The organism is Ovoidimarina sediminis (assembly GCF_032586175.1).
Taxonomy (GTDB): domain Bacteria; phylum Pseudomonadota; class Alphaproteobacteria; order Rhodobacterales; family Rhodobacteraceae; genus Ovoidimarina; species Ovoidimarina sediminis.
The window spans coordinates 166,195-193,055 of sequence record NZ_JAWHTE010000004.1 but is presented as its reverse complement, the minus strand read 5'-3'; the positions used below and the strand labels follow the sequence as shown (position 1 = coordinate 193,055).

At 67.2% G+C, this 26,861-nt stretch carries 22 protein-coding genes; 3 read left to right on the top strand and 19 right to left on the bottom strand.

All coding sequences use genetic code 11. The features are described from left to right. The first annotated feature begins 8 nt into the window (after nucleotides 1–8). Nucleotides 9–1,427 carry a carnitine 3-dehydrogenase gene (locus RXV90_RS07070; RefSeq protein WP_316647928.1) on the top strand — a complete coding sequence of 473 codons (1,419 nt, stop codon included), beginning with the start codon at nucleotides 9–11 and terminating at the stop codon, nucleotides 1,425–1,427. Between the two features lie 84 nt (nucleotides 1,428–1,511). On the opposite strand, the gene gndA is transcribed toward RXV90_RS07070, so the two are convergent. Next, nucleotides 1,512–2,918 (bottom strand): NADP-dependent phosphogluconate dehydrogenase, encoded by a 1,407-nt coding sequence (gndA, locus tag RXV90_RS07065; RefSeq protein ID WP_316647927.1) that lies wholly within the window; start codon nucleotides 2,916–2,918, stop codon nucleotides 1,512–1,514. Nucleotides 2,919–3,047: 129 nt separating this feature from the next. On the opposite strand from gndA, the gene RXV90_RS07060 reads away from it, so the two are divergent. Then, complete coding sequence (locus RXV90_RS07060; protein ID WP_316647810.1) at nucleotides 3,048–3,890, top strand: isocitrate lyase/PEP mutase family protein; 843 nt, start codon at nucleotides 3,048–3,050, stop codon at nucleotides 3,888–3,890. A gap of 30 nt (nucleotides 3,891–3,920) precedes the next feature. On the opposite strand, the gene RXV90_RS07055 is transcribed toward RXV90_RS07060, so the two are convergent. After that, nucleotides 3,921–5,471 (bottom strand): trimethylamine methyltransferase family protein, encoded by a 1,551-nt coding sequence (locus RXV90_RS07055; protein ID WP_316647809.1) that lies wholly within the window; start codon nucleotides 5,469–5,471, stop codon nucleotides 3,921–3,923. Further along, nucleotides 5,468–7,915 (bottom strand): GcvT family protein, encoded by a 2,448-nt coding sequence (locus RXV90_RS07050; protein WP_316647808.1) that lies wholly within the window; start codon nucleotides 7,913–7,915, stop codon nucleotides 5,468–5,470. The genes RXV90_RS07055 and RXV90_RS07050 overlap by 4 nt, the downstream gene beginning before the upstream one ends. Before the next feature lie 113 nt (nucleotides 7,916–8,028). Between RXV90_RS07050 and RXV90_RS07045 the strand changes: the two genes are divergently transcribed. After that, the gene (locus tag RXV90_RS07045) at nucleotides 8,029–8,898 is read left to right on the top strand and encodes a LysR family transcriptional regulator (protein WP_316647807.1); all 870 of its coding nucleotides are present in this window, start codon (nucleotides 8,029–8,031) and stop codon (nucleotides 8,896–8,898) included. A gap of 18 nt (nucleotides 8,899–8,916) precedes the next feature. Here RXV90_RS07045 and RXV90_RS07040 read toward each other — a convergent pair whose 3' ends face one another. From RXV90_RS07040 to RXV90_RS06965, 16 genes are all read right to left on the bottom strand, one after another. Continuing rightward, entirely contained in the window at nucleotides 8,917–10,953 is a 2,037-nt protein-coding gene (locus tag RXV90_RS07040) for an FAD-dependent oxidoreductase (RefSeq protein ID WP_316647806.1), read from the bottom strand. Next, a complete protein-coding gene (locus RXV90_RS07035) occupies nucleotides 10,950–11,840 on the bottom strand; it encodes a helix-turn-helix transcriptional regulator (RefSeq protein ID WP_316647805.1) in 891 nt (296 codons plus the stop codon). Before RXV90_RS07035 ends, RXV90_RS07040 begins: the two co-directional genes overlap by 4 nt. Before the next feature lie 5 nt (nucleotides 11,841–11,845). Beyond that, nucleotides 11,846–12,265, bottom strand: coding sequence for an acyl-CoA thioesterase (locus tag RXV90_RS07030; protein ID WP_316647804.1), 420 nt, complete (start codon nucleotides 12,263–12,265; stop codon nucleotides 11,846–11,848). 8 nt (nucleotides 12,266–12,273) lie between these two features. Beyond that, on the bottom strand, nucleotides 12,274–13,464 hold the full coding sequence (gene boxA / locus RXV90_RS07025) for a benzoyl-CoA 2,3-epoxidase subunit BoxA (RefSeq protein WP_316647802.1): 1,191 nt from the start codon (nucleotides 13,462–13,464) through the stop codon (nucleotides 12,274–12,276). 168 nt (nucleotides 13,465–13,632) lie between these two features. After that, nucleotides 13,633–15,084, bottom strand: a complete 1,452-nt coding sequence (boxB, locus tag RXV90_RS07020; protein ID WP_316647801.1) for a benzoyl-CoA 2,3-epoxidase subunit BoxB — start codon at nucleotides 15,082–15,084, stop codon at nucleotides 13,633–13,635. 282 nt (nucleotides 15,085–15,366) lie between these two features. Then, entirely contained in the window at nucleotides 15,367–17,022 is a 1,656-nt protein-coding gene (boxC, locus tag RXV90_RS07015) for a 2,3-epoxybenzoyl-CoA dihydrolase (protein ID WP_316647800.1), read from the bottom strand. 83 nt (nucleotides 17,023–17,105) lie between these two features. Further along, the gene (locus RXV90_RS07010; protein WP_316647799.1) at nucleotides 17,106–17,537 is read right to left on the bottom strand and encodes a DUF309 domain-containing protein; all 432 of its coding nucleotides are present in this window, start codon (nucleotides 17,535–17,537) and stop codon (nucleotides 17,106–17,108) included. Beyond that, nucleotides 17,534–18,325, bottom strand: coding sequence for an alpha/beta fold hydrolase (locus tag RXV90_RS07005; protein ID WP_316647798.1), 792 nt, complete (start codon nucleotides 18,323–18,325; stop codon nucleotides 17,534–17,536). Before RXV90_RS07005 ends, RXV90_RS07010 begins: the two co-directional genes overlap by 4 nt. Beyond that, a complete protein-coding gene (locus RXV90_RS07000; protein WP_316647797.1) occupies nucleotides 18,325–19,854 on the bottom strand; it encodes a benzoate-CoA ligase family protein in 1,530 nt (509 codons plus the stop codon). Before RXV90_RS07000 ends, RXV90_RS07005 begins: the two co-directional genes overlap by 1 nt. Before the next feature lie 134 nt (nucleotides 19,855–19,988). Continuing rightward, on the bottom strand, nucleotides 19,989–20,861 hold the full coding sequence (locus tag RXV90_RS06995) for an amidohydrolase family protein (protein WP_316647796.1): 873 nt from the start codon (nucleotides 20,859–20,861) through the stop codon (nucleotides 19,989–19,991). Beyond that, a complete protein-coding gene (locus tag RXV90_RS06990; RefSeq protein ID WP_316647795.1) occupies nucleotides 20,858–22,651 on the bottom strand; it encodes a feruloyl-CoA synthase in 1,794 nt (597 codons plus the stop codon). The genes RXV90_RS06995 and RXV90_RS06990 overlap by 4 nt, the downstream gene beginning before the upstream one ends. Beyond that, the gene (locus RXV90_RS06985; RefSeq protein ID WP_316647794.1) at nucleotides 22,648–23,094 is read right to left on the bottom strand and encodes a MarR family winged helix-turn-helix transcriptional regulator; all 447 of its coding nucleotides are present in this window, start codon (nucleotides 23,092–23,094) and stop codon (nucleotides 22,648–22,650) included. Before RXV90_RS06985 ends, RXV90_RS06990 begins: the two co-directional genes overlap by 4 nt. After that, complete coding sequence (locus RXV90_RS06980; RefSeq protein WP_316647793.1) at nucleotides 23,091–23,852, bottom strand: crotonase/enoyl-CoA hydratase family protein; 762 nt, start codon at nucleotides 23,850–23,852, stop codon at nucleotides 23,091–23,093. The genes RXV90_RS06985 and RXV90_RS06980 overlap by 4 nt, the downstream gene beginning before the upstream one ends. After that, a complete protein-coding gene (locus RXV90_RS06975; protein WP_316647791.1) occupies nucleotides 23,849–24,613 on the bottom strand; it encodes an SDR family NAD(P)-dependent oxidoreductase in 765 nt (254 codons plus the stop codon). The genes RXV90_RS06980 and RXV90_RS06975 overlap by 4 nt, the downstream gene beginning before the upstream one ends. Nucleotides 24,614–24,736: 123 nt before the next feature. After that, on the bottom strand, nucleotides 24,737–26,236 hold the full coding sequence (locus RXV90_RS06970) for a TRAP transporter large permease (protein ID WP_316647790.1): 1,500 nt from the start codon (nucleotides 26,234–26,236) through the stop codon (nucleotides 24,737–24,739). Then, complete coding sequence (locus RXV90_RS06965) at nucleotides 26,233–26,817, bottom strand: TRAP transporter small permease (protein ID WP_316647788.1); 585 nt, start codon at nucleotides 26,815–26,817, stop codon at nucleotides 26,233–26,235. The genes RXV90_RS06970 and RXV90_RS06965 overlap by 4 nt, the downstream gene beginning before the upstream one ends. Nucleotides 26,818–26,861 lie beyond the last annotated feature (44 nt).

Below are 26,861 nucleotides of genomic sequence, written 5' to 3'. Positions count from 1 at the left end.
TGCGCCCGATGACCCGGCGCGCGACGATCATCGGCGGCGGGGTGATCGGCGGCGGCTGGGCCGCGCGGTTCCTGCTGAACGGCTGGGACGTGTCGGTCTTCGATCCCGACCCTGAGGCCGAACGCAAGATCGGCGAGGTTCTGGCGAACGCCCGCCGGTCGCTCCCCGGCCTCTACGACCGGCCCCTGCCGGCGGAAGGGCAGCTCATCTTCCCCCAAAGCCTCGCAGATGCGGTCCGGGGCGCGGAGTGGATCCAGGAAAGCATCCCCGAACGCCTCGACCTCAAGCACCGCGTTCTGGGCGATCTTTCGGGACTCGCGGGCGAAGACACCGTCATCGGATCTTCAACCTCGGGCTTCAAACCTTCCGAACTGAACGAAAACGGCGCCCGGGCCATCGTCGCCCACCCGTTCAACCCGGTCTACCTTTTGCCGCTGATCGAACTCGTGGGTGACGCGGCCACTTGCGCGCGCGCGTCTGAGATCCTGCGCGGGATCGGCATGTACCCCCTTACACTCCGGAAAGAGATCGACGCCCATATCGCCGACCGCTTCCTCGAAGCGGTCTGGCGCGAGGCGCTCTGGCTGGTGAAGGACGGTATCGCCACCACCGAAGAGATCGACGAGGCGATCCGCATGGGCTTCGGTATCCGCTGGGCGCAGATGGGGCTTTTCGAGACCTACCGGATCGCCGGCGGCGAGGCGGGCATGCGCCACTTCCTCGCCCAGTTCGGCCCCGCGCTCAAATGGCCCTGGACGAAACTGATGAACGTGCCCGACTTCAACGACGATCTGGTCGATCTGATCGCGGGGCAATCCGACGCCCAGTCGGGCCACCGCACGATCCGCGAGCTTGAACGACTTCGCGACGACAACCTCGTCGCCATGATGCGGGCGCTCAAACGCACCGAAAGCGGCGCGGGCGGGGTGATCCACGCGCATGAAGCGGCGCTTCCGCGCCCCGACGACGTGGAGGGGATGCCGGTGACGGCCGCGCACCGGGTGCCCACAAGCTGGACGGATTACAACGGCCACATGAACGAAACCCACTACCTCGAAATCGGCTCCCGCGCCTCGGACCGGTTCATGGAACTGATCGGTGCCGATGCCGCCTATATCGAAAGCGGCTTCAGCTATTTCACGGCGGAAAACAACATCCGCTACTACGACGAGGTGCGCGCCGGAGAGGCCCTGACCGTCACGACGCAGGTTGTTGGCGCGGAAGGCAAAAAGCTCCACCTCCTGCAACGGATCCATGCCGAGGGGCGGGGCGAGGTCGCCACCCTCGAGACGCTTCTCATCCATGTCGACCTGACGACCCGGCGCTCGGTCCTTCCACCCCCTGAAATCGCCGGGAAGATCGCGGGCTATGTCGCCGCGCAGGCCCATCTTCCGCGCCCCGAGGGGCTGAAGATCGGGCCGGTCTGAGCGGCCGCAGTCCGGTGACGGGGGCTCTGCCCCCCTCGCCCTGAAGGGCGAGTCCCCCGGGATATTTCGGGCCACATGAAGATGCTAGCCCTGTGCCCAGGGCCCGTGCTGTCCCGACTTGCCGTCGTCGAGCCGCTCGAATCCGTGCAGCCCGAAGAAATCGCGCTGGCCCTGGATCATGTTCGCGGTGCCGCGCGCCGTGCGCATCGCGTCGAAATAGGCCAGCCCCGCCCCCAGCGCCGGCACCGCGACCCCGCGCTCGGCCGCAAGGGCCACGACCTTGCGCAGCGCGCCATGGGTGCGTTTGAGCCAGTCGGCGAAATAGGGCGCCATCATCAGGTTGCGGCCCGGATCGTCGCCAAGGGCGGCCGCCATGTCGTCGAGCATGTCCGAGCGGATGATGCAGCCCGCGCGCCAGATCTTCGCGATGGTGGGCAGGGGCAGATCCCAGCCGAACTGGTCCGACGCCGCGCCTATCATCCCGAAACCCTGCGCATAGCACAGGATCTTGCCCGCGATCAGCGCCTCTTCCATCCGGTTCACGGGCAGTTCTTCGGCGTCGATTGCCTGGGGCCCCGCGCCGAACAGCGCCTCCGCCGCGCGCCGTTCCTCCCGCCGCGACGACAGGTTCCGCGCCACCACCGCCGCCTCGATCACCGGGACGGGGGCGGCGAGATGCTGCGCCTCGATCGCCGTCCAGCGCCCGGTGCCCTTCTGCCCCGCCGCATCGGCGATCACGTCCAGAAGCGGCCCGCCCGTCGCGGCATCCGTTGACCCGGCCACCTTCGCCGAGATCTCGATCAGGAACGAGGCCAGCGGCCCTTCGTTCCACCCCGCGAAGACATCGGCGATCGCGCCCGCCTCCATCCCCAGACCGTCGCGCATCAGTCCGTAAACTTCGGCGATCATCTGCATATCGGCATATTCGATCCCGTTATGCACGGCCTTCACGAAATGCCCCGCCCCGGCCTCGCCCAGCCAGGCCGCGCAGGGTTCGCCCTCATAGTCGGCGGCGATCGCCGTCAGGACCGGGGCCACCCTGTCCCAGACCGCCCGCGTGCCACCGCCCATGATCGAGGGGCCATGGCGCGCGCCCTCCTCGCCGCCGGACACACCGATCCCGAGGAAGGGCAGATCGCCTGCCTCCTCCGCCCGGTGGTTGGTGTCGTGAAAGTTGGCGTTGCCCGCATCGATGATCAGGTCGTCATCGTCGAGAAGCGGGCGGAGCGCGGCGATCTGGGCATCGACCGCTTCGCCCGCAGGCACCATCAGTATGATCGCGCGCGGGCGCTTCAGCGCGGCGACAAGGGCCTCTTGGCTGTCGGCCCCCGTGATCCGCCCGGCCAGATCGCCCGCCCCCGCCACGAACGCTTCCGTGACGCTGTGCGTCCGGTTCCAGACCGCGATGCCGAAGCCCTTTTCCGCGATATTGAGCGCCAGCGCCGCGCCCATCGTTCCCAGCCCGACAAGGCCGATCTCCCGTTCGCTCATGGCGGTCATGTCCTCACCTGGTTCGATAGGCATATAGCCCAATTCCCTCCGCATCCCATGCCCCGGCGGGGATTGCCAGCCCGCCCGCCGCCCCGGATACTCCGCACAGCAGATCGAGGAAGCCCCGGGATGACCGATCAGACCAAGCGCCACGCCCGCTTCAGGGCGCTTCACGAGGGCCCGCGCCCCTTCCTTCTGCCCAATGCCTGGGATGCGGGATCGGCGCGGCTTCTGGCAAGCCGGGGGTTCCAGGCGCTCGGCACCACGAGCGCGGGATTCGCCTTCTCGAAGGGCCTGCGCGATTCCTTCGCAGGGCTCTCGCGTGAGGCGCTTCTCGAAAACGCCGCCGAGATCGCGGCGGCCACCGATCTTCCGGTCTCAGCCGATCTTGAAGACGGGTTCGGGGCCGCGCCCGAAACGGTGGCCGAAACGATCCGGCTTGCCACGGCGGCCGGGCTCGTCGGCGGCACGATAGAGGATGCGACAGGGGATGCGGACGACCCGCTTTACGATTTCGGCCTCGCGGTCGAGCGCATCGCGGCGGCGCGCGAGGCCGCGCGCGATCTGCCGTTCGTCCTGACCGCCCGGGCGGAGGGATTCCTCTGGGGCCGGCATGATCTCGACGACGCAATCCGGCGGCTTCAGGCCTTCGCCGAGGCCGGGGCGGATGTGCTCTATGCCCCGGGCCTCCCCAATCTCGACGCGATCCGCACTGTCTGCGCCTCGGTGGACAGGCCGGTCAACGTGCTGATGGGGCTCACAGGCCCCCGCTATACCGTGGATGAACTGGCCGAGGCCGGCGCGCGCCGGATCAGCACGGGTGGCGCGCTGGCGCGCACGGCGCTCGGGGCCCTTGCGCGCGCGGCGGACGAGATGCTGGGACAGGGCACCTTCGGTTTCGCCGAAGACGCGATGCCGAGCGACGAGATCACGGCACTGATGTCGGAGGAGAAGGCAGGCAATCGCGCTTAATCGCTGGAATTCAAGGGCTTCAGGCCCCTCTCACACGTAGATCTTGAACCGCTCCCGGATCGCCATATCCGTGCCCGGCGCGATCTGGTTCTGCGCCTGGCCCAGGATCGCCTCCTTCCGTGCCCGCGCCTTGTCGAGCAGGATGGGCCGCTTCGCCTCTTCCCACTCCTTCGGGCTCATCCGGTTGCCCACCACGGGATAGACGTATTCCGTCTGCATCAGCCGCAGCGTCTGGTCGGACCCCAGGTAATGCCCCGGCCCGTCAAGGCAGACCGCCTTGATCGCCTCGATCGACACCGCGTCCTCGGTCACGTCGATCCCGCGCACACAGCGCAGCGCCTGGCCCACGATATCGTCCCCGATCACCAGGCTTTCCTGGCAGAAGCCCAGAAGCGAAGCGTGCATCCCCACGGCCTCGTACACCATGTTGAGCCCGGCAAGCCCCGCAAGCGTGTTGGTGATCCCCTGCTCCCAGCCCGCCTGCATATCCGGCAGCTTGCTGTCCGAGATCCCGCCCGCCGCGCCACCCGGCAGGCCGTAGAACTTGTGCATCTGGGCACACCCCGCCGACAGAAGCGCCTGCTCCGCCGATCCGCCCGACATGGCGCCCGTCCTGAGGTCCGACACGAACGGCCAGGTGCCGAAGATCGCCGGATGCCCGGGCTTCACGGCATTCACATAGACGACACCCGCCAGGCATTCCGCCACCGCCTGCACGATGGCAAGCGCGATGGGCGCGGGCGCGGTGGCCCCCGCCTGCCCCGCCGACAACAGAAGCACCGGAAGCCCGGCGTGGATCGCCAGTTCCATCGCCATGCAGCTTTCTTCGGCGAACTTCATCGGCGGCACGACGAAGCAGTTCGAGTTCGACACGAAGGGCCGCGCCCGCCACGCCTCTTCCCCGCCCGCGATCATGTGCAGAAGCTCGACGCAGGGCCCGACATGGGCCGGCTCGGAAAACGACGTGCCGATATGTTTCTTCGTCCCCGCGCAGCAGGCGTAGATCGTGTTCAGATCCATCTCCAGGTTGTCGGCGATATCCCGGCAGACCATGGCGCGCTGGAAGAAATGCACGTTGTCGAGATGCTGGACGAGCCGCGCGGCCTCGTAAAGATCGGCCGCCGTCGATTCCCGGTAGTCGCCGGTCATCGCGTCGACGATATGCACCGCCGCGCCCGCCGTGCCGTAATGCACCCGGTTCCCCGACAGATCGAGGTCGAACTTCGGGTCGCGGCCATGCAGCGTGATGTTCCGCGCGGCCTTGGCCAGCATATCCTCGACCAGCGCGCGGGGATAACGCAGCCGGCCATCGTCGCCCAGGATCGCGCCCGCCGCCGTCATCGCCTCGACGCCCGAGGGCGGGGCCTGCGACAGACCCACCTCTTCCAACGCGTCGAGCGCGGCCTCGTGGATCCGCCGCATGCCCTCCTCGCTCAGGGGCTTGTAAAGCCCCCCTTCGAGCCCGGGGCGCACCGGGCGCAGATCCTCCGCCAGAGGCGCGGCCCTCAGTGCGACGCGCGCCGCACGCCCGCCCGCGCGGCGGCTCGCGCGCTCGCCCTCGCGCTCACCAATCTCCGTCATGCACGTATCCTTTCGTTGGACGGATCCCAAAGCGCCGTCCCGTCGGCCACCACGGCCCGGCGGCGGTCGCCGTAGATATCGACTTCAACCTCGGTGCCCGGCACCGCAAGCTCGGGCTTCAGCATGCCCATGGCGATCGAGCGGTTCACGCGATACCCCCAGCCGCCCGAGGTGGTTTCTCCCACCACCTCGCCGCCGTGCCAGAGGGTCGACATGTAAGGCGCATCCGCCGCACCCGCATCGACGGTCAGGGTGACGAAACGCTTCTTCAATCCTTGCTGGCGCTCGTTCTGAAGCGCGGCCTTGCCAGGGAAGTCCTGCGGCTTGTCGAACTTGATGAAACGATCAAGACCGGCCTCCAACAGGCTGTAATCCGTTGATAAATCGCCCTTCCAGGTGCGGTATCCCTTTTCCATGCGAAGGCTGTTCAGGGCCCACATGCCGAAGGGTTTCGCACCGGCCCCCAGCACCGCGTCGAAAAGCACGGGGATATCGTCATTCGGGGCATGGATCTCCCAGCCAAGCTCTCCGGCAAAGCTCACCCGCGCCAGCATCGCCTCCCGCCCCGCAACGGTCGCCGTCTGAAGGCTGAGCCATGGCAGGCTCAGATCGGCATCCTCAGTAAGCCCCGCGAACAGCGCCCGCGCCTCGGGGCCCGTCACGATCAGGGTCGAATAGTCCCGGCTGTGATCGGTGAGCGTCAGTCCCTCCGGCAGTGCCCGTGCCAGAAGCTCGTAATCGTGCCACTGCGCCGTGGCTGCCGTGATCAGCGTGAAATGCTCCTCCGCATGGCGCAGAACTGACATCTCGGTCAGGATCCGCCCGCGACGATCCGGGAAATAGGCCAGGTTCATCCGGCCGACCTTCGGCAGCGCGCCCGCGATCCGGCCCCTCAGCCAATCCGCCGCCCCTGCCCCGGACAAGTTGAACCGCGAAAACCCGGGCAGGTCGAGAACGCCCACATGATCGCGCACCGCCTCGCATTCCTCGCGGATCCGCGCCTCCCACGGGCCCGTCCGCTCCCAGGTCTGGGTCGTCTCTTCCGAGGTGTCGTCACCGGGCCTCGCGAACCAGTTCGCCCGCTCCCAGCCGTTATAGGCCCCCATCTGCCCGCCAAGCTCGACCACCCGCTCGTGAACGGGCGAAACCTTCCGGTTCCGGCCTGCGGGCCATTCGTGCCAGGGGAAGTGCATGGCGTATTCGTGGCCGTACACCTCGATCCCCTTGGCGTTGCAATACGCCTGATCGGTGTAATCCGTATAACGCCGCGGGTCGCAGGACCACATGTCCCATTCCGTCTGGCCTTCCATCACCCATTCGGCCAGCACCTTGCCCGCGCCGCCCCCCTGGGCGATGCCGAAGGTGAAGACGCAGGCCTCGAAGGCGTTGGGCACGCCCGGCATCGGCCCCAGAAGCGGCATGCCGTCGGGCGCATAGGGAATGGGGCCGTTGATCACCCGGCTGATCCCCGACCGCCCCAGAAGCGGCACGCGCGCCATCGCGTCCTCGATGTAGAATTCCAGCCGGTCCAGATCGTCGGGGTAAAGCTGGAAGCTGAAATCGTCGGGCATCGGATCGTCCGGCGTCATCCAGTGGCCCTTGCAGTTCCGCTCATAGGGGCCGAGGTTGAAGCCATTCTTCTCCTGCCTGAGGTAGTAGGAGATATCGACGTCGCGCAGCAGCGGCAGCTTCCGGCCCTCGGCCTTCGACCATTCCGCGATTTCCGGGATCTCTTCCGACAGAAGATACTGGTGGCTCATCACCATCATCGGCACCGTGCGCCCGCCGAAGGGCCTGAACCACTCGCCCACCTGCTGGGCGTAATAACCCGCGGCGTTCACCACGATTTCACAACGTATATCGCCCTTCTCGGTGTGAACGATCCACTCGCCGTTATCCCGCGAGATCCCCGTGGCCGGGGTAAAGCGGTGCACCTGCGCGCCGGCATCTCGCGCACCCTTGGCCAGCGCCTGGGTCAGCTGCGCGGGATCGATATCGCCGTCTGTCGGATCGTAAAGCGCGCCCTTGATGTCATGGGTTTCGATGAACGGGTAACGCGCCCTGATCTCGTAGGGCGAGATGATTTCCAGATCGATGCCCTGGTACTGGCCCATACCGCGCGCCCGCTCGAATTCCTGCATCCTTTCCTTCGAATGCGCGAGCCGGATCGAGCCGGTAACGTGGTAATTCATCGGGTAGTCGACCAGATCGCCGAGGCCCCGGTAGAGCTCGGTCGAATAACGCTGCATGTTCATCACCGACCAAGAGGTCGAGAAGGTCGGCACATTCCCCGCCGCATGCCAGGTTGAGCCTGCGGTGAGTTCGTTCTTCTCCAGAAGCACGCAGTCCGACCACCCGGCCCGCGCCAGATGAAACAGCGCCGACGCGCCCACCGCGCCGCCCCCGATGATCACGACCCGCGCCGTCGTCGGCAGATCCGCCATAGTCCCTCGCCCTTTCCGTCAGTCTCGCCTGCGCGGGAATTATCTCGCCGTGCAGGATAGGTTTCAATTCCACCTTCGGATCGTTATTGATCGAAAAAACCGATCAGCGAACGATGCAGATAGAGCTTATTGAGACGTTTCTGGACCTGTGCGAGACGCGGAACTTCAACCGCACGGCGGAGCGTCTGGGGATCACCCAGTCCACCGTGTCGGGCCGGGTGCAGGCGCTGGAACGCGCGCTTGGCGCGCGGCTCTTCCGGCGCAGCCGTTCAGGCACCGAACTCACGACCCCGGGCCTTCGCTTCGAGCCCCATGCCCGCGCGCTGCGCCTGTCCTGGACAGAGGCGACGCGCGCCGCGCGGGGCGGCGAGGACGCGCCGCCCACGCTCAGGCTCGGCATCCAGCACGATCTCGTCACCAGCCATGCGGGCGAATGGATCGACACGCTTCGAACCGCGCTTCCCGATGCGGCCTTCTACGTGGAGGGCGATTTCTCGGCCCAGATCTGCATCGACCTGATGGCGGGCGACCTCGATTTCGGGATTCTCTTCACGCCGAAGCCCCATCCAGACCTGCATTTCGAAAGCCTGGGCGACGTGACCTACCGCATGGTCTCGACCGAGACCGGGGCGCTCAATTCGGTGCGGCGAGAGACCTATATCCTCGGAAACTACTCCCCCGCCTTTTCCCGCACCCATGCAGAGCTTCTGCCCCATCTGTCCGCCGCCCCCGTCTCGAGCGGCCAGGACAACGTGGTGGCGGGGCTTCTGTCGGCGCTTGGCGGCACGGCCTATCTTCGCGAAGATACCGGCCTCGCGCTTGCCGCGCTCGGCGGTGTCTGGCCGGTCGAGGATGCGCCGCCGATCCGGCAGCCGGTCTTCGCCGCCGTGCACCTGAGAAACCGCCACCGCGCCCATCACCGCCGGATGATGACGCTCGGGCGGCGCTATCTTGCCGGGGATCGCGACGCGGCACGGGGCTGACGGGCGGCGGCGTGGCGGTCAGGCCCCGGCGAAGGTTCCGCCCTCTTCCGCCAGCCGCACGATCCGTGCACTGGGCGTCCACACGACGGGATCTTCCTTTGCAAGTTCCTGAAGTTGCACCAGAATTTTCCGCATCCCCAGCGTATCGGCGTAATGCATCAGCCCCCCGCGCCAGCGCGGGAAACCGTAACCCAGCACCGTCACCAGATCGATATCGGCGGCCGAAGCCGCGATCCCGTCCTCGAGGATATCCGCCGCCTCGTTGATCATCGCCAGAAGAAGCCGCCGCCGGATCTCGTCCGCGCCGTACTCCACCCGCGCGACCTTGGCGAAATGCGCCTCCTCGCGCACCAGATCCTCCACCAGCGGATCGACGACCTTGCCGCCGCCGCCCGGGTAGCGGTACCAGCCGACGCCGGTTTTCCGCCCGAGCCGGCCTTCCGCCACCATCCGGTCGCCGATCGGGATATAGCGCCGGGCCGGGTCGCGGGTGGCATCCTGCCGCCGCCGGTTGGCATGCGCGATGTCGAGGCCCGACATGTCCTGCGCCTCGTAAGGGCCCATGGCGTAACCGAATTCCACCATCGCCTCGTCGAGTTCCCAGGGATTCGTCCCGTCCATCAGCAACGTATCGGCGGCCTCGCGGTAGCGGGCGAGGATGCGATTGCCGATGAACCCGTCGCAGACGCCCGCCAGCACCGGCACCTTCCTGAGACGCTTCGCCAGCGCATAGCCCGTGGCGAGCGCGGTGTCGGATGTTTCGGCCCCCCGCACGATTTCCAGAAGCTTCATGATATGCGCCGGGGCGAAGAAATGGAGGCCGAGAACGCGGGAGGGATCGCGGGTTTGGGCCGCGATCTCATCGATATCGAGGTAGGAGGTGTTGGTGGCGAGGATCGCGTCCTTGGACAGCGCGCCGTCGAGGGCGGCGAAGACGCTGTGCTTGACTTCCATCGCCTCGAACGCGGCTTCGATGGCGAGGGTGGCGGGGGCGGCGCCCGCGTAATCGGTGGTGATTTCGGCGCGGATGGCGGGGGCGCGGAGGCCACGCGCCTCGGCACCGGCGATGAGTTTTGCGATCCGCGCCTCGGCGCGGGCCGCGGCCTCGTCGTCGGTTTCGATGAGAGTGACGGGGAGGCCCGCGCCGAGGCAGGCATAGGCGATGGCCGCGCCCATGGTGCCGCCGCCGACGATGGCGATGCGGTCGAGAGGCGCGGGATCGGTTGCGGCGATACCGGGGGAGGGCTTCGCGGCGCGTTCGGCGAAGAAGAGGTGGCACAGGGCGCGGGCCTGGGGGCCTTCGCGGAGGGTGAGGAAGGCGTCGCGCTCGGCCGCCATCGCCTCGCGGAAGGGCGTGGTGGCGCTGGCTTCGACAAGATCGAGCGCACGCGGCGGGGCGATCTGGCCGGCCATCTTGCGGGCGGCGGTGCGGCGGGCCTCTTCCAGGGCGTCGGGATCGGGTTCGGGGGCCGGCAAGGCCGATGTGGCGGGGCGGTTCGCTGGCAGACCGGCGCTGAGCGCAGCGGCGACGGAATTATCGGAAACACCGTCTATCAGACCGATTTCAAAGGCTTTTTCGGCGTTCACCGGACGGCCGCCCGATATCATCCGCGCGGCTTCCCCGAGGCCCACAAGGCGTGGCAGGCGTTGCGTTCCACCGGCGCCCGGGATCACGCCCAGCGTCACCTCGGGCAGCCCAAGCTGCACCCCCGGCGCGGCGATCCGCATCGCGCAGGCCAGCGCGATTTCAAGCCCGCCGCCCAGCGCCACGCCGTTTATCGCCGCGATCCAGGGCACCGGCGAGGCCTCGATCGCATCCAGCACGTCGGGCAGGTGCGGCGGCTGGGGCGCGCCGTCGAATTCACGCGCATCGGCCCCGGCGGCGAAGGCGCGGCCCTCGCCGGTGACGACGACGCGCGTGAGGCCCGGTTCGGCGGCGGCCCAGCCGAGCGCCTCCATCAGCCCCTGGCGCATGGGCTGCCCGATGGCGTTCACGGGCGGGTTGTCGAGGGTGACGATGCCGGCGTCGCCCTCGCGGTGCCAGGTGACGCTCATTCGGCCTCCGCCTTCAGGAAACCGTGGGTGTCGATCAGGTCGAGAAGCTCGCGCAGCGAGGTTTCGACCGGCTGCCCGGAGGTATCGAGCCGCGCGTCGGCGCGGCCATAGACGGGCTCGCGCGCTGTCAGGAGCGCGCGCAGCTGGGTCATCGCCTCGGGGTTGCCTGCCATGGGCCGCGTGTCGCCCTGGGCGCGGACGCGGGCCATGTGTTCCTCGGGCGTGGTGCGCACCCAGATGGTGTGAAACCGGGTGAGAAGCGTCGCGTAAGTATCTGGTTCCGCGACGATTCCGCCTGCGACAGCAAGGATCGCCGCGTCGTGACCCTCGATGATCCGGCCCAGCGCCTCGGCCTCCATCGCACGGTAGCCGTCCTGCCCGTAAAGCGCCATGACTTCGGCAAGCGGCATGCCCGAGGCGGCCTCGATCTCGCGGTTGAGTTCGACGAAGGGCAAGCCCAGCGCCGCGCCCGCACGAGCCCCCAGGGTGGATTTCCCGGCGCCCCGCAGCCCGATCAGCGCGATCCGGCGGGCCCGGCGCGGGCCTGCCCCGCCCGGGGACAGCGTATCGAGCACCGCGCGGCGGGTGGCCGCGGAGGCGGTGCGGAAGGCCTCGGCCACGCGGAGGGTGTCGGATGTCCAGGGATCGTCCTCGCCCACCAGCCATTCGATCCGCAGATCGAGCGCGGCGGCGACATGGGACAGAAGCGCGATCGAGATGTTGCCGTCGCCCGCCTCGAGCTGTGCGAGGTAGCGGGGCGAGACGCCGGATCGGTCGGAGAGCACCCGGCGGGGGATGTTCTTCATCTCGCGGGCGCGGCGGACGCGGGCACCGACCTGCGCCATCAGGCGATCTGTCTCGGGGTTCTTGTGGGCGTCCTTTGCCATCCGCGTCAGGCCTCGTCCGGTTCCAGAAGCGGCTCGACCAGCGCGCGGATATCGTCGGGGGCGGCACGTTTGCGAAATTCGTTCGCGACGGTGAAGACGCAGACGAAGCGGCCCTCGAAACAGAGCGTGCCGTTCTGGAGGCCGTTCACGCGGAAGGCGATGGACGAGGTGCCGAGCCGGGTTGGCGCGACCTCGCAGATCAGCCGGTGGCGCGGCGTGACGGGCGCGCGGAAATCGAGCGACATGTGCATGAAGGGCGTGCCGACGTTGCGATCGAGTTCAAGCTGGAACCAGCCCTGTCCCAGGTGGCCTTCCCACCAGGCGTTGATCGCGTCGAGCGCGAACCACGGGATGCGCGCGGTGTAGACGATCCTCGCCGGGTCGCAATCGCCCCATGTGACGCGGATTTCGTGGGCGTAGGGCAAAGGCCGCCTCAGTAGGTTTCGACGTGGTACCGTCCCTCTTCGCGCATCGTGTCGCGCAAGGCAATCCATTGCTGGCCCGTGCTTTCGGCGATGTTGGTGAGGGTGCGTTCGATCCCTTCCTCCATGCCGCGAAGGCCGCAGATGTAGATATGGGTCTTCGGATCCTGGAGGAGATCGGCCACGATCTCTTCCTCCGCCTGCATCCTGTCCTGCACATATTCCTTGGGTTGGCCGCCCACGCGGCTGAAGACGAGGTGCTGATCGAGCAGCGTTTTTGGCACCTTCTTAAGGGGGCCGAAGTAAGGAAGGCTTTCGGGAGCGCGCGCTCCGAAAAACATGGTCATTCCGCCGGATTTCGCGCCCGCGGCGCGCTGGCGGCGCATGGTGAAGGCGCGCATTGGGGCAGAGCCGGTGCCTGTGCAGATCATCAGAAGCCGCGCTTCGGGATCGTCGGGGATCAGGAAGGTGGCGCCGAAGGGGCCGGTGACCTGCACCTCGTCGCCCACCTTCAGATCGCACAAGTAGTTGGAGGCAATGCCCTTTTCCTCGCGCTTCACGGTGAGCGAGAGGTTGTTGTAATTTGGCCGTTCACCGTCGCGGGGGCTGGAGACCGAGTAGAGCCGCGGAAGATGGGGTTTGCCGGCCGCGTCGGATCCCGGCGGGATGATGCCCAGGGACTGGCCTTCGAGCACCGGGAAGGGCTGCCCGCCGAAATCGAGGATGATGTGGCGGACGTCGTGGGCGGGGTCGTCGGTGAGACGGAAATTGCCGGTGACTTTCGCGACAGCCGGCTTCGCGGCGGTGTAGAGATTTACCGTTGGTTTCGAGGCACTTGCAGGCGGCTTTGCCTTGCCCCCTGCCCCGGAATGCGCCTCGGCCAGAAGGGCCGCAACGGCCTCGTCGAACGCCTCGAGCCCGCCCTCGGCCTCGCCGGTATCGGGGAGGTCTTCCTGAGGGGGGAGTTCGTCCCAGGCGTACTGGTCTTCGAGGGAATACGGCGTGAGCACGACGCGCCATTCGTCGATCGAGCCGGTGGGGCAGACCGGGATGCAATCCATGCAGTGATTGCAGATCTCGGGATTCACCACGACGTTGTCGTCATTGTGCTCTATCGCATTGATAGGACAGGTATTTTCGCAAGTGTAACAGCGAATGCAGATCTCGGGGTCGATCAGGTGCTGCTTGATCGGCTTGTTCATCGCACGCGTCCTTTACCTTTCGCCGCCGCCTGTGGTTAACGCCCGATCCGGGAATTTCCGGAAAGTCACACGCTGTACACCGGGCGTACACAGCCCGTACACCGCGCGAACGTTAACGCAAAGTGCGCGGCAACCGGGGCTGCGTGCGTTAACCATTAACCTTTCGCCTCAGGCCATGTGCAATTTCACGTATTCGAAATCGCCCGGCTTGTTGTCGATCCCGACTTTCGGCGGCGCGATCCAAGAGGCGTATTGCCCGGGCTCGAAACAGGGCTTCATCAGGCTCTGGATGAAATCGCCGTCGGCCTTGGTGGGCAGCCAGTCGCCCTTCTTCGCGTCATACTCTTCCCGCGAAATGAGCCGGCCCTCGGGATCGAAGGGCTGGTTCGCGAAGACGCCGATCTGGCGGTGGAAGGCCTGGTGGGGGAGTTTCAGTTCAAACTCGATATTGGCCTTCGAGATGATCTTGTTCCAGCGCCCGATCCCGCCCGAGGCGTCGCGGATGTAATCGTCGCGGAGCCGCATGTTGATCGCCGTGAGCGCGGGCACCTCGCGTTCGACGATCGTACCGCAGTCGAGATCGAGGATGTTGTAGGTGTCGCCTTGCAGCCGGTGATCGTCTTCGATCCGGTGCTCCATGTAGCGGCCCTTGATGCCGGCGCTGAAGGCGTTGGCGGCGTTGGTGGAGACTTCGGACCCGAAGAGATCGAGCGAGAGCGAATAGTGCAGGTTCAGCTTCTTCTGGATCGTGGGCAGATCGATCACGCCCATGTCGCGGATCTTGCCGATGTCGTAAGGGTCGGTGATGCCGGCGGCGTTCATCGCCTCGACCGTGGCCTGAATGGTGCGGCCCACGCCGGTTTCGCCGACGAACATGTGATGCGCCTCTTCCGTCAGCATGAAGCGGCAGGTGCGCGACAGGGGATCGAAGCCCGATTGGGCAAGGCTTTCGAGCTGCATTTTGCCGTCGCGGTCGGTGAAATAGGTGAACATGAAGAACGAGAGCCAGTCGGGCGTTTCCTCGTTGAAGGCGCCGAGCATGCGGGGGGCTTCGTCGGAGCCCGAGGAGCGGCGGAGAAGCTCGTCGGCCTCTTCGCGCCCGTCCTTCCCGAAATACTTGTGGAGGAGATAGACCATGGCCCAGAGGTGGCGGCCCTCTTCGACATTGACCTGGAAGAGGTTGCGCATGTCGTAAAGCGACGGGGCGGTGAGGCCGAGGAACTTCTGTTGTTCGACGGAGGCCGGTTCGGTATCGCCCTGGATCACGATCAGGCGGCGGAGCATGGCGCGGTATTCGCCCGGCACTTCCTGCCAGGCCGGTTCGCCGGCGTGTTCGCCGCAGGGGATGACGCGTTCCTCGTTCTGGGGGGCGAGGAGGACGCCCCAGCGGTATTCGGGCATCTTCACGTAATCGAACTTGGCCCAGCCCTTGGGATCCACGCTGACGGCGGTGCGGAGGTAGACCATGGATTGCTGGAAGTTCCGGGGGATCAGATCGTTCCACCAGTTGATGTAGCCCGGATGCCATTTTTCGAGGGCTTTGAGCACCTTGCGGTCGGAGCTTAGCCCGACATTGTTGGGGATCTGGGTGTCGTAGCTGACGTTGATGAGATCTAGCATGAGGGGTCTCCGGGTTTTTTTGGGTCGGAAGGTGGGGTGAAACCCCACCCTACGGGGTTGGGCCGGTCATGAGCGGGGTTCCGAGAGCATGGGGCGTAGGGTGGGGCTTCACCCCACCGCGCGAGGCCGGGCCGGTCATGCACGGGATTCCGTGAACATGGGGCGTAGGGTGGGGTTTCACCCCACAGCGCGAGGCCGGGTCGGTCATGCACGGGGTTCCGTGAACATGGGGCGTAGGGTGGGGTTTCACCCCACCGTTCATTGGTCGTGGGGAGGCGGCCATCACACACGCTCCATGTCGAGATCGGCGCGGAGGCCCGAGCCGTAGCGTTTGAGCGCCCCGGTTTCGCCCACCGCGTTGGGGCGGTTGAAGATCCAGTTCTGCCAGGCGGTGAGGCGGCCGAAGATGCGGGTTTCCATGGTTTCCGGCCCCGCGAAACGGAGGTTCGCTTCCATCCCCGTCATGGCGTCCGGCGAGAAGGAGGCGCGTTCTTCCATGAAGATGCGGATCTCGTCATCCCAGTCGATGTCGTCGAGGATCATGGTGACGAGGCCCAGTTCGTCGGCCTCTTCGGCCTCGAGCGCTTCGCCGATGTTGTTCTCGGCCTCGGACAGGGCCGCGTCGTCGCCGAGGAACCGGGTGGCGAGGCGGGTGAGGCCGTTCGACATCGGGTAGCGGCCGAAATTGCCATCCGACAGGCGGATCGTGGCGAGCGGGCGGTTATCGCCCTCGAACTCATCCTCCATCATGTAGGTGCGGTCGACGGACCAGAGGAGTTCGGCCAGCACGCCCGCGAAACAGGAGCCGTGTTCGACAAGCGCCACCATGGAGCGGGAGGTGAGATCGACGCGCTTGAGGACGCGTTTCCAGTAGTGGAGGATCTCAGTTGCAAGCCAGTCGTCCATCCCGAGAAGCGCGGCCTCGTGGGCGATCACCTGTTCGGGATCGCCCTGGGTTTTGAAGACGAGAAGCCCCGCCTCGCGTTCGTTGAGGCGGAGGTGGAGGATGGCGTCGTCAAGCTCGCGCGCGAGGCGGAGCATCCAGGTGGCGGCGCCTTCTTCGTGGAGGGCCTGCGGGTTGGCGGGCGGCGCGCCGTCCGGCCCGTGGATCGTGAGCGTCGCGATGCGGGCGGCGCGGTCGACGGTGACTTCGAGCGCGGAATAGGTGACGCCGTCATCCGTGAACGTCCGGTCGAGCGGGGTGAGGGCGATGCCGGTGAGGCCGTCGGGCTTTGCCGAGCTTTCGGCAAATTCGCGGGCGCGGGCGGCGACGGTTTCGTCGAATTTCGCGTTTGGGATCACCTCGTCGACCAGGCGCCAGTCTTTCGCGCGCCTGCCCTTCACGCCTTCCTCGACCGAGCAGAAGACATCCGCCAGGTCGCGGCGGACGCGGCGCTTGTCGGTGACGCGGGTGAGGCCGCCGGTGCCCGGGAGGACGGCGAGGAGCGGCACTTCCGGCAGGGCCACCGAAGACGACGCATCGTCAGTCAGCATGATGTGGTTGCAGGCAAGCGCCAGCTCATAGCCGCCGCCCGCGCAGGCGCCGCGGATGGCGGCGATGTATTTCTGGCCCGAGTCCTCTTCCGCCGCCTCGTAGGTGTTGCGGGTTTCGTTGGTGAACTTGCAGAAGTTGACCTTGTGGGCATGGGCCGCGCCGCCCAGCATGCGGATGTTCGCGCCGGCGCAGAAGACGCGATCCTTGCCCGAACGGAGGATGACGACCTTCACCTCGGGGTGTTCGAAGCGCATGCGCTGGACGATATCGGCGAGTTCTATATCCACGCCCAGGTCGTAGGAATTGAGCTTCAGTTCGTAGCCGTCGAAAAGCCCGCCCGCCTCGTCGACATCCATGAAGAGGGTGGCGACGGGGCCGTCATATTCGACTCGCCAGTGGCGGTATTTCGACGGGTCTGTCTGGAAATCTATGACGGTGGACATGCGCCCCCTCCCTGTCGCGTGTGTATGCAATTTAGTGCATTAAACATCGGCAGTAAACCGGCAAATCCCTGTCTTGTCCTGCACTATAATGCACCTCTCGCCGCATGGCGGACCGCGCTGACTTCGCCCCTGAGCCAGTCGGGCGTGAGCCCCATGACCGGATCGCGATCAAGGCGCGCCTCGGCCAGATGCGCGGCGGCGATGTCGGCCAGGCGGCGTGCGGCGTTCACCCGGCCCATGGCGAGCTTCAGCCGCGCATTGGCAAGCTGGATCACGGCCTGGGCCACGAAGCGGGCGCGGCTGTTCTGGTGGGCGGCCATCCAGACGGCTTCGAGCACCTCGTGGCATTCCCAGAAGAACCCCTGGTCGTAGAGGTCGAGCCCGGTCGACCAGGCCGCGCTGACCGCCAGATCTTCTTCGGTCATGCCGCGGCGGACGGTGGATCTGACGTCGGCGAACATCGCCTCGTCATGGCGCGGGGTGCGGCCGGGGACATAGGCGTGCGGCGGGATCATGCGGGCACCGGCCCCGCGGCCTCGATCCGGGCGAGGCGGCGGGTGAAGTCGGTGATGGCGGCGAGGGTTTCCTCGGCGCGGTCGTGATGGGGGGCATGGCCCGCGCCCTCGGGCATCACGACATCGACGGGGGCGTAGCTGCGCGCCGCGAGTTCGTCGATCTGGGCGCGGGTGCCGTAGGGATCGGCGGTGCCCTGGATCGCGAGGATCGGGATGCGGAGGTAATCGATCACCTCGGCCACCGACCAGTCGCGGAAGCCCGGATCGAGCCAGGCGTCGTTCCAGCCCCGGAAGGCGATGTCGGGGTGATCGTGGTGGCGGGCGAGGCGGGCGCGCAGATCGCCGGTCTCGTAGGCCTCTTTCGCGCGGGCGATTTCGGCAAGGCCCATCTCTTCGGTGAAGAAATGCGGGGCAATGAGGATGAGGCCGCGGACGCGGTGATCTTCGACCGAGCCCGCATGGATGGCGGCGATGGTGGCCCCGTCGGAATGGCCCATCAGGATGGCACGGTCGATCCCCGCGGCGTCGAGCACCTGCGGAAGCACCTCTGTCGCCTCGCGCGTCATGTAATCGAGCGGGCGGGGCAGATCGGCGGGATCGGACCGGCCATAGCCCGCGCGGGAATAGGCGAGAACGCCCAGCCCCGTCGCCTCGGCCAGCCGTTCGGGCGTGTCACGCCAGAGGCCGACGGAACCCAGGCCCTCGTGCAGCATCACGATCTGAAGGCCGTCCCCCGGCCCCCAGCGGCGGGCCTCGAGCCGCTTGCCTCCTGGCCTCAGCGCCTCCATCACCGGCCCTCGCGCAGTCGGAAACGCTGGATCTTGCCGGTGGCCGTCTTCGGCAGATCGTCGACGATTTCGATCCAGCGGGGGTATTTCCACTTGCCGATCCGCTCCTTCACATGCTCGCGCAGGGTTTCGGCGCGGTCGGCGAAGGCGCGGTCTTTCAGCACGATGAAGGCCTTGGGTTTTTCCAGCCCGTCCTCGTCGCGATGGGCCACCACGGCGCTTTCGAGCACGGCGGGGTGCGAGGCCAGCGCCTGTTCTACCTCGAAGGGCGAGACCCAGATGCCGGAGACCTTGAACATGTCATCGGTGCGCCCGCAATAGACGAAGCGGCCGTCGGCGCGGCGTTCGTACTTGTCGCCGGTGCGCGTCCATTCGCCTTCGAAGGTGGCGCGGCTTTTGCCCCGCTGGTTCCAGTAGCCTTCGGCGGCAGACGCGCCGCGGACGAGGAGTTCGCCCACCTCGCCGGGCGCGACCTCTGCCCCGTCTTCGTCGACGAGGCGAAGCTCGTAACCCGGCACCGCGGTGCCCGAGGTGCCGTAGACCACGTCGCCCGGCGCGTTCGAGAGAAAGATGTGCAGCATCTCGGTCGAGCCCACGCCATCCATGATGTCGGTGCCCCAGAGGGCGGCCCATTTGCGGCCCACCTCTTCGGGCAGCGCCTCGCCGGCAGAGATACAGGTGCGGATCGGGGCCTCCGGCGGGGCCGCGGCCTCCCAGTGGTGGAGGAGGGCGGCGTAAAGCGTCGGCACGCCGCAATAGATCGTGGGCTTCTGGGTGCCGATCACGGCGCTGACCGTTTCGGGCGTGGGGCGGCCGGGGTAGAGGATCGCGGTCGCGCCCACCGACATCGGGAAGGTCATGGCATTGCCGAGCCCGTAGGCGAAGAAAAGCTTGGCGGCGGAGAAGACGGTGTCATCCTCGCGGATCTGAAGCGTTTTCGCCCCATAGGTGTCGGCGGTAGCCTTCAGCGCGGCGTGGACGTGTTTCACCCCCTTGGGCCGGCCGGTGGAGCCCGAGGAATAGAGCCAGAAGGCGACCTCGTCGTCGGACGCCTCGGCGGGCGGCGCGGCCGGGGCGCCCGCGATGAAATCGGCATGGGCCACCGTGCCTTCGGGCGCCGCGCCGCCGATCACGACGATTTCGCGCAGGAGCGGGCTTTCCCCGATCACCGGTTCGATCACCGGCCAGAGGGGGGCGGAGACGAAGAGGATGCTGGCGCGGCTGTCGGCCAGGATCTCGCCATAGACCGGGGTGGCGAGAAGGTTGTTGAGGGGGACGGGGATGATCCCCGCGCGCATCGCGCCCCAGAAAATCACCGGGAATTCCAGCGTATCGAGGCAGAGCATGAGCGCGCGGTCTTCCTGGCGGTAGCCCGCGCGGACGAGTGCCCCCGCGAGGCAGGCGCTCTGATGGGCGAGGTCGCCATAGGTCAGCGTCCGGGGGCTTTCGCCCGCCTCGATAAAGGCGGGTTTGTCGCCGCGCCCCTCTTCAAGATGGCGGTCGACGAAATAGCGGGCGGCGTTGCCCATGGTTATCCTCCCTGCCCGGTTCCGGGTCTGTCTTTATGCGCTATAGTGCCATCGGTCTTTCAGAACTCAATCTTCATTTTGGCCGAAATACTCCGGGGGGCCGCCCGGCACGGGCGGCGGGGGCAGCGCCCCCTCTAGATCAGCCCCAGGAGCCGGGCGGCGTTGTTCTTCAGGATATCGGGCCGGATCTCGTCGCGGATCGCGATCCCTTCGAAATCCGAAAGCCAGCGTTCGGGGGTGATCATCGGCCAGTCGGAGCCGAAGAGCACCTTCTTCTTCAGGATGGAATTGCAGTATTTCACTAGGATTTCGGGGAAGTATTTCGGCGACCAGCCCGAGAGGTCGATATAGACGTTGGGCTTGTGCTGGGCGACCGCGAGCGCCTCTTCCTGCCAGGGGAAGGACGGGTGGGCGAGGATGATCCTGAGGCCCGGGAAATCGACGGCCACGTCATCCATATAGATCGGGTTCGAGTATTTGAGCCGCATCCCGTTGCCCCCCGGCATGCCCGAGCCCACGCCGGTCTGGCCGGTGTGGAAGAGCGCGATGCAGCCCTCTTCCTCCAGCACCTCGTAAAGCGGGTAGGCCATGCGGTCGTTGGGGAAGAAGCCCTGCATGGTGGGGTGGAACTTGAAGCCCTTCACCTTGTAGTCGCGGATCAGGCGGCGGGCCTCGCGCAGCCCCGTCTTGCCTTTCCAGGGGTCGATCGAGGCGAACTGGATCAGCACGTCGGCATGTTCGGCCACCTGTTCGGCCACCTCGTCGTTGCTGTAGCGGCGGTAGCCAGTTTCGCGTTCGGCATCGACCGGGAAGATCACCGCGGCGATGTTCTGGGCGCGGAAATGGGCGGCGGTTTCGGGGATCGTGGGCGGGTGTTTCCAGGGCGCGCGGAAATATGCCGCCATGGTCGCCTGCAGATCGTCATAGCCGTCGTCGGCATGGCAGCCGCAGGGTTCCTCGGCATGGGTGTGGATGTCGATCGCGCGGATCTTGTCGATATCGATCATGGGGTGTCTGTCCCGATACGGATGACGCAAGGGGCGTCGCTGTAAAGCCGCTCCACCAGCCCGGCGCGGCGCGTGAGAAGGCGGCGGAAGTTGAGGTTGCCCTTTGCCGTGACCTCTCCCTCCGCCATCGAGGGCGGATCGGCGAGGATCATCACGCGAGCGATGCGGGTGGCGCTGCCGCCGGTGGACCAGGGCGCAAGGCGGGTGCGGATTTCGTCGGCGGCGTCCGGGGCGAGGCGTGCCGCGCCGTCGTCGGGCTCATGCGCCAGCCCCGCGGCGGGGAAGGCCAGAAGCCCCACCTCGTCCCGCCCCTCGCCGGTGAGGGCGATATCCTGCACGAGGCCCTTCAGCGCGCCCAGGATTTCGAGCCTGAGCGTCGCGGCGCGGACCCAGGTGCCCGTCATGAGCTTGAAATCCTCGGTCAGCCGCCCGTCGAAGCGAAGGCCCCGGCCCATGTCGGCCGCGTCGACGAAGCGCATGGCGTCGCCCGACAGGAAGAAACCTTCCTCGTCGAAGGCCTCGGCCGTGCGCACGGGATCGTTCAGGTAGCGCTTGAAGACGTTCGGCCCCTTGACCCGGATCTCGTAGCGCCCGTCGCCATCCGGCACCGCCTTCACCGTCACGCCCGTCATGGGCACGCCCACGATGCCCGCGACATTGGCCGTGCCCTCGTGCTGGACGAGGCAGGCGGGCGCGGTTTCGGTGAGCCCCCAGGAGGAGGTGAAGAGGGGGATGTCGCCCCGGACCTCGAGCGCCATCGCCTCGAGATCGGCCCAGATATCCTGCGGCAGCGAGGCGCCTGCGTAAAACAGCATGTCGAGATCGGTGAAGTAGCGTTCCCTGAGCGCCGGGTCGTCGCGCATCGCATCCCGGAGCATCGCAAAGCCCACGGGCACGTTGAAGGCGATGGTGGGGGCGATCTCGCGCGCGTTGCGGATGGTTTCGCCCACGAGCTGCGGCACCGGTTTGCCCGCATCGATATGCATCGAGCCGCCATGGGCGAGGACGAGGTTGAAGTTGTGCGACGAGCCGAAGACATGGTTCCACGGCAGCCAGTCGAGAAGCCTGGGCGGGCGGGTGCCGAGGAAGGGGAAGGCATCGGCGATCTGGGCCTGGTTGGCGCACATCATCGCGTGCGTCGTCTCGACCCCCTTGGGCGAGGAGGTGGAGCCCGAGGTCATCAGGATCTTCACCACCGTGTCGGGGCCGACCGCGGCGGCGGCCTCGCGGATATCGCCGCCTTCGCGGGCCAGCACGTCGAGACGGATCTGCGCCGCGCCGGCGTTGCGGCTGACGAGCTTCGGCAGGCCCGCGAACACCTCGAGCCCGAGCGCGCGCTGAAACGCCGCGCCATCGGCGGCATAGACCATCGCGGGGCGCACCCGGCGGGCGATGTCGGTGATATACACCTCGGCGCCCGGGATGAGGCTGTACTGTTCGGCCAATGGCACCGAGGGCACGCCGATCCGCTGGCAGGCGAGCATCAGAAGCGCGTGGTCGATGCCGTTGCCCGATAGGATCATCAGCGGCACGCCGGGCGCGATCCCGTGGGCGAGAAGCCCGCCGGCGAGCGCATCCACCGTTTCGCGCGCCTCGCCATAGGGCGTTTCGCGCCATCCCTCGCCCGCGCGTTCAGCGAGGAACAGCGCGTCGGGCGTCTCGGCCGCCCAGCGATCGAGCCAGTCGGTGGTGCGCGCCGCAGGCGGCGACATCCCGTATCCCGAGCGAAGAAGGATCGTGCCGTCGGCCCGATCCTCGCGGATCACCCTGTGCGGCTTCAGCAAAGTCATCCCGTGGCCTCCTCCCCTGCCCGTTCGACCGATCCGAGCATCTCCATCAGCCGCGCCCTGTCCTCTGTGCTGAGCCCGGCCGTCATCCGTGCGTCATGGGCGCGGACGGCGCGGTCGGCCCGGGCGAGGCGGCGCCTGCCCTCGCCCGTCAGTGCCAGCGCGTAGGCGCGCCGGTCCGCCGCGTGGCGCTCGCGCAAGACAAGCCCCGCCGCCTCAAGCTCGTCGATCAGCATGACGATGTTCGGCCGCTCTATCGACAGCGCATCGGCCAGCTGCGCCTGGCTGAGCCCCGGGTTCTCGCCGATCACCGACAGGGCCGAGAAGGTGACCATGCGAAGCCCGTGCGGCTTCAGCGTGCGGTTCACATCGGCCTGTATCGCGTTGAAGGCGCGCTTCATCCCGTAGCCGGTGAAGCGGCGGAGCGCGGCGTCGCTCACGCTCACCGGAACCTCGGCGGGCGCTTTTCGAGGAAGGCCTTCAGGCCTTCGAGCGCGTCGGGGCTCGACATCGTGATCGCGGCGGCGAGGCTTTCGGTGAAGAACCCGTCCTCGCGGGGCATGTCGGCGATCCGGGCGAGGCCCTGGATCATCATGTAGTTCGACAAGGGCGCGTTGCCGGCGATCTGAAGGGCAAGCGCCTGCGCGCGGGCGAGCGCCTCGCCGTCGCCCACGAGTTCGTGGGCAAGGCCGAGGCGCAGCCCCTCTTCGGCGCCGTAGCTGCGGCCCGTCAGCATCATCTCGGTCATCCGGTCGGCGCCGAGGATGCGGCCCACCCGCACGCTGGCACCGCCGCCCACGAAGATGCCGCGGCGGCCTTCGGGCAGCTGGAACCTGACGGAGGGTTCGGCGATGCGCACATGGGTGGCGGTGGCAAGCTCGAGCCCGCCGCCGATCACCGCGCCGGTCATGGCCGAGACGACGGGCAGCCCGCCGAACTGGATCCGGTCGAGCGCGGCGTGCCAGCCGCGCGAGTGATAGACGGCCTCTTCGGTGTTGCGGTGCTGCTGTTCGGAGAGATCGAGGCCGGAACAGTAATGCCCGCCCGCCCCGTGGATCACGATCACGCGGGTGCCCTCGGGAGGCGCGCGGAAGACGGCGCCGATCGCGTCCAGAAGCGCGTCCGACATGGCGTTGCGCTTGTCGGGGCGGTTCAGGGTGATCGTGGTGACGGGGCCGTCGGTGGCCAGCGCGACGAGGCTCATCGGGGCGGCATCCTGACGGCGCCGTCAAGCCGGATGGTGGTGCCGTTGAGATAGGGGTTCTCGACGATCTGGCAGGCGAGGAGCGCGTATTCCGACGGATCGCCCAGCCGCGCCGGGAACGGGATGTTGGCGGCGATGCCCTCGACGGTTTCGGGCGGGAGACCTTCCATCATCGGGGTGTGGAAGAGGCCCGGCGCGATGTTGACGACGCGGATCCCGGCCCGCGCGAATTCGCGCGCGGCCGGAAGCGCCATGGCGGCGATCGCGCCTTTCGAGGCGGCATAGGCGGCCTGGCCCAGCTGGCCGTCCTCAAAGGCGACCGAGGCGGTGTTGACGATCACGCCGCGCTCGCCGGTCGCCGTCGGATCCAGCGCCTGCATGGCGCGGGCGGCGTGGGACATGACGATATAGCTGCCGGTGAGGTTCACCTCGATCACCCGGCGGAAGAGATCGACCGAGAGCTTCCCCTCGCGCCCCACGATCCGCGCCGCGGGGCCTATCCCGGCGCAGTTGACGGCGATCCGGGGGCCCGCGCCGAAGTGATCCGCGGCGCGGGCCACCGCGGCCGCGACGGCGGCCTCGTCGGTCACATCCGCCGGGCAGGCAAGCCCGCCCATGTCCTCCGCATGGGCATCGAGCCGGTCCGAGGGCAGATCGAGAAGCGCCACGCGCGCCCCCCGGTCCCCCAGCGCCCGCGCGGCTGCCCCGCCCAGCCCCTGCGCCGCGCCGGTTACCAGCGCCACCGTGCCGTCGATCTGCATTCAGGTGTCTCCCATAATCATTATAATTTATATCGAATTTTCCCGATTCGAACAAGCCGCCCCTTCATTTTGGCGAAAATACTCCGGGGGGCCTCGCGGCACGCGAGGCGGGGGCAGCGCCCCCTACCCGGTCACCAGAAAGAGCGTGATCGCAGGGAAGAGAACGAGGATCACGACCCGAACCAGATCGGAGCCGACGAAGAACATCACCGCCTTGTAGGTTTCGATCATCGGCGTCTTCCGGTCCATCGCGTTGATGATGAAGAGGTTCATGCCGACGGGGGGCGTGATGAGCCCGACCTCGACCACGATCAGGACGAGGATGCCGAACCAGATCGCCACCAGCTCGGCCTCGGCGCGGGCGACGCGGGCCTCGGTCACGCGCAGGCCGAGGGCGCGGAGCTGTTCTCGGGTGAATTCGGCACCGCTCGCGATGGCCGTTTCGATCGAGCCCAGCATCTCCTGTGTCACGCCGTCGGGGAGGCCTGCGGCCAGCACCTCGCGCGCGGCCTCGGCCTGCATGGCGGCGAGATCGAGGAAGCCGAAATCGAGGACGGAGATCACGGGGAAGAAGATCGGGATCGTCAAGAGGATCATCGACAGGCTGTCCATCACGCAGCCCATCAGGAGGTAGAAGACGAGGATCAGCGCGAGGATCATCCAGGGGGAAAAGCCCTGGGCCACGACGAAATTCGAGAGCTCCTGCGGCACCTGGGTAAGGGCGAGGAAGCCGTTGTAGAAGGCGGCACCAAGGACGATGAAGAAGATCATGGCCGTCGAGCGGGCGGTGACGGTGAAGCTTTCCTTCAGCGTCGCCCAGGTCAGCCCGCCATTCGCCAACGCGATGATCCCGGTGCCGAGCGCGCCCACGGCGGCGCCTTCGGTGGGGGTGAACCAGCCCTGGTAGATGCCGACGACGACCAGGGTGAAGACCAGAAGCACAGGCCAGACCGCGACAAGCGCGCGGAACCGTTCGCCATAGGGCATGCGTTCCTTCACCCCGGCGCGGTCGGGGTAGAGGCGGACATAGATCGAGACCGCGATGACGTAGCCCACGGCGGCCATGATCCCGGGGATCATGGCGGCGATGAAGAGCTTGGCGATGTTCTGTTCGGTGAGGATCGCGTAGATCACGAGCACGACCGAGGGGGGGATCAGGATGCCGAGCGTGCCGCCCGCGGCGAGGGTCGCGGTGGAAAACCCGCCCGCATAGCCATAGCGGCGAAGTTCCGGCAGGGCGACACGGGACATGGTGGCGGCGGTGGCGAGGGACGAGCCGCAGATCGCGCCGAAGCCGCCGCAGGCGCCGATGGCAGCCATGGCGACGCCGCCCTTTCTATGCCCGAGCCAGCCTTCGGCGGCCCTGAAGAGCGCCTGGGACATGCCCCCCAGCGTCGCGAAATGGCCCATGAGCAGGAACATCGGCACGATGGAGAGCGAGTAGCTGGAAAAGGTCGTGTAGGTCTCGTGCTTCAGCCGGGCGAGCGCCACCGTCCAGCCGTCGGTGACCATGTTGAGCCCGACGAGGCCCACGAGGAACATCGCGAGACCGATGGGCACGCGCAGGAATATCAGGAGAAGGAGGACCGGGAAGGACCAGACGCCGATCGCGATATCGCTCAATGATCCGCCTCCGGGCCGTCGGCGACGATGACGCGGCCGGTGGCCAACTCGGCCAGTCGGACAAGAGCCATGTAGACCCCGCAGAGGGCCGCGACCGAGGCCGCGACGAGCGAGGCCGCGTAGGACCACCAGGTGGGGAACTGCAGGAGGAAGGTGACCTCGTTATGGTCGCGCTTCGAGACCATGCCGCCAAAAAGCTGTACCGCGATCAGGATCAGGACGGCGGCGAAGACGATCTCGATCACCGCGCGAAGAAGCCTGAGCGCGCGGGGGCCGAGGCGCGCGGTGAAGATATCGACGGTGGCGTGGCCCGCGGTGATCTGGGTCAATGGAATGAAAGCGAAGATCGCGAAGGCGACGCCGGCCTCCACCAGTTCGAAATCGCCGTTCACGGGGCCGATGCCGGTCGCCAGGATGGCGTTCGCGAGCCCCGGCATCATGGATTGCAGAACATCGCCGTTCAGAAGCGCGTTGGCCTCGCGCCCGATGATCGAGGCGCAGGTGAGAAGGATCAGGAAGGAAAGCACGATGCCGCCCGCGATGGCCATGGCTTCCGCCAGTCGCCGCATCAGCCGATGCATGCCTCTCCCCGCCCCTCGGTCGACGGGGCGGGCGGTTCAGGAAC

Excerpts from the sequence above, each read along its gene's own strand:
- RXV90_RS07070 (WP_316647928.1), top strand. The coding sequence starts at position 9 with ATGACCCGGCGCGCGACGATCATCGGCGGCGGGGTGATCGGCGGCGGC.
- gndA (WP_316647927.1), bottom strand. The coding sequence starts at position 2,918 with ATGAGCGAACGGGAGATCGGCCTTGTCGGGCTGGGAACGATGGGCGCG.
- RXV90_RS07060 (WP_316647810.1), top strand. The coding sequence starts at position 3,048 with ATGACCGATCAGACCAAGCGCCACGCCCGCTTCAGGGCGCTTCACGAG.
- RXV90_RS07055 (WP_316647809.1), bottom strand. The coding sequence starts at position 5,471 with ATGACGGAGATTGGTGAGCGCGAGGGCGAGCGCGCGAGCCGCCGCGCG.
- RXV90_RS07050 (WP_316647808.1), bottom strand. The coding sequence starts at position 7,915 with ATGGCGGATCTGCCGACGACGGCGCGGGTCGTGATCATCGGGGGCGGC.
- RXV90_RS07045 (WP_316647807.1), top strand. The coding sequence starts at position 8,029 with ATGCAGATAGAGCTTATTGAGACGTTTCTGGACCTGTGCGAGACGCGG.
- RXV90_RS07040 (WP_316647806.1), bottom strand. The coding sequence starts at position 10,953 with ATGAGCGTCACCTGGCACCGCGAGGGCGACGCCGGCATCGTCACCCTC.
- RXV90_RS07035 (WP_316647805.1), bottom strand. The coding sequence starts at position 11,840 with ATGGCAAAGGACGCCCACAAGAACCCCGAGACAGATCGCCTGATGGCG.
- boxA (WP_316647802.1), bottom strand. The coding sequence starts at position 13,464 with ATGAACAAGCCGATCAAGCAGCACCTGATCGACCCCGAGATCTGCATT.
- boxB (WP_316647801.1), bottom strand. The coding sequence starts at position 15,084 with ATGCTAGATCTCATCAACGTCAGCTACGACACCCAGATCCCCAACAAT.
- boxC (WP_316647800.1), bottom strand. The coding sequence starts at position 17,022 with ATGTCCACCGTCATAGATTTCCAGACAGACCCGTCGAAATACCGCCAC.
- RXV90_RS07010 (WP_316647799.1), bottom strand. The coding sequence starts at position 17,537 with ATGATCCCGCCGCACGCCTATGTCCCCGGCCGCACCCCGCGCCATGAC.
- RXV90_RS07005 (WP_316647798.1), bottom strand. The coding sequence starts at position 18,325 with ATGGAGGCGCTGAGGCCAGGAGGCAAGCGGCTCGAGGCCCGCCGCTGG.
- RXV90_RS07000 (WP_316647797.1), bottom strand. The coding sequence starts at position 19,854 with ATGGGCAACGCCGCCCGCTATTTCGTCGACCGCCATCTTGAAGAGGGG.
- RXV90_RS06995 (WP_316647796.1), bottom strand. The coding sequence starts at position 20,861 with ATGATCGATATCGACAAGATCCGCGCGATCGACATCCACACCCATGCC.
- RXV90_RS06990 (WP_316647795.1), bottom strand. The coding sequence starts at position 22,651 with ATGACTTTGCTGAAGCCGCACAGGGTGATCCGCGAGGATCGGGCCGAC.
- RXV90_RS06980 (WP_316647793.1), bottom strand. The coding sequence starts at position 23,852 with ATGAGCCTCGTCGCGCTGGCCACCGACGGCCCCGTCACCACGATCACC.
- RXV90_RS06975 (WP_316647791.1), bottom strand. The coding sequence starts at position 24,613 with ATGCAGATCGACGGCACGGTGGCGCTGGTAACCGGCGCGGCGCAGGGG.
- RXV90_RS06965 (WP_316647788.1), bottom strand. The coding sequence starts at position 26,817 with ATGCATCGGCTGATGCGGCGACTGGCGGAAGCCATGGCCATCGCGGGC.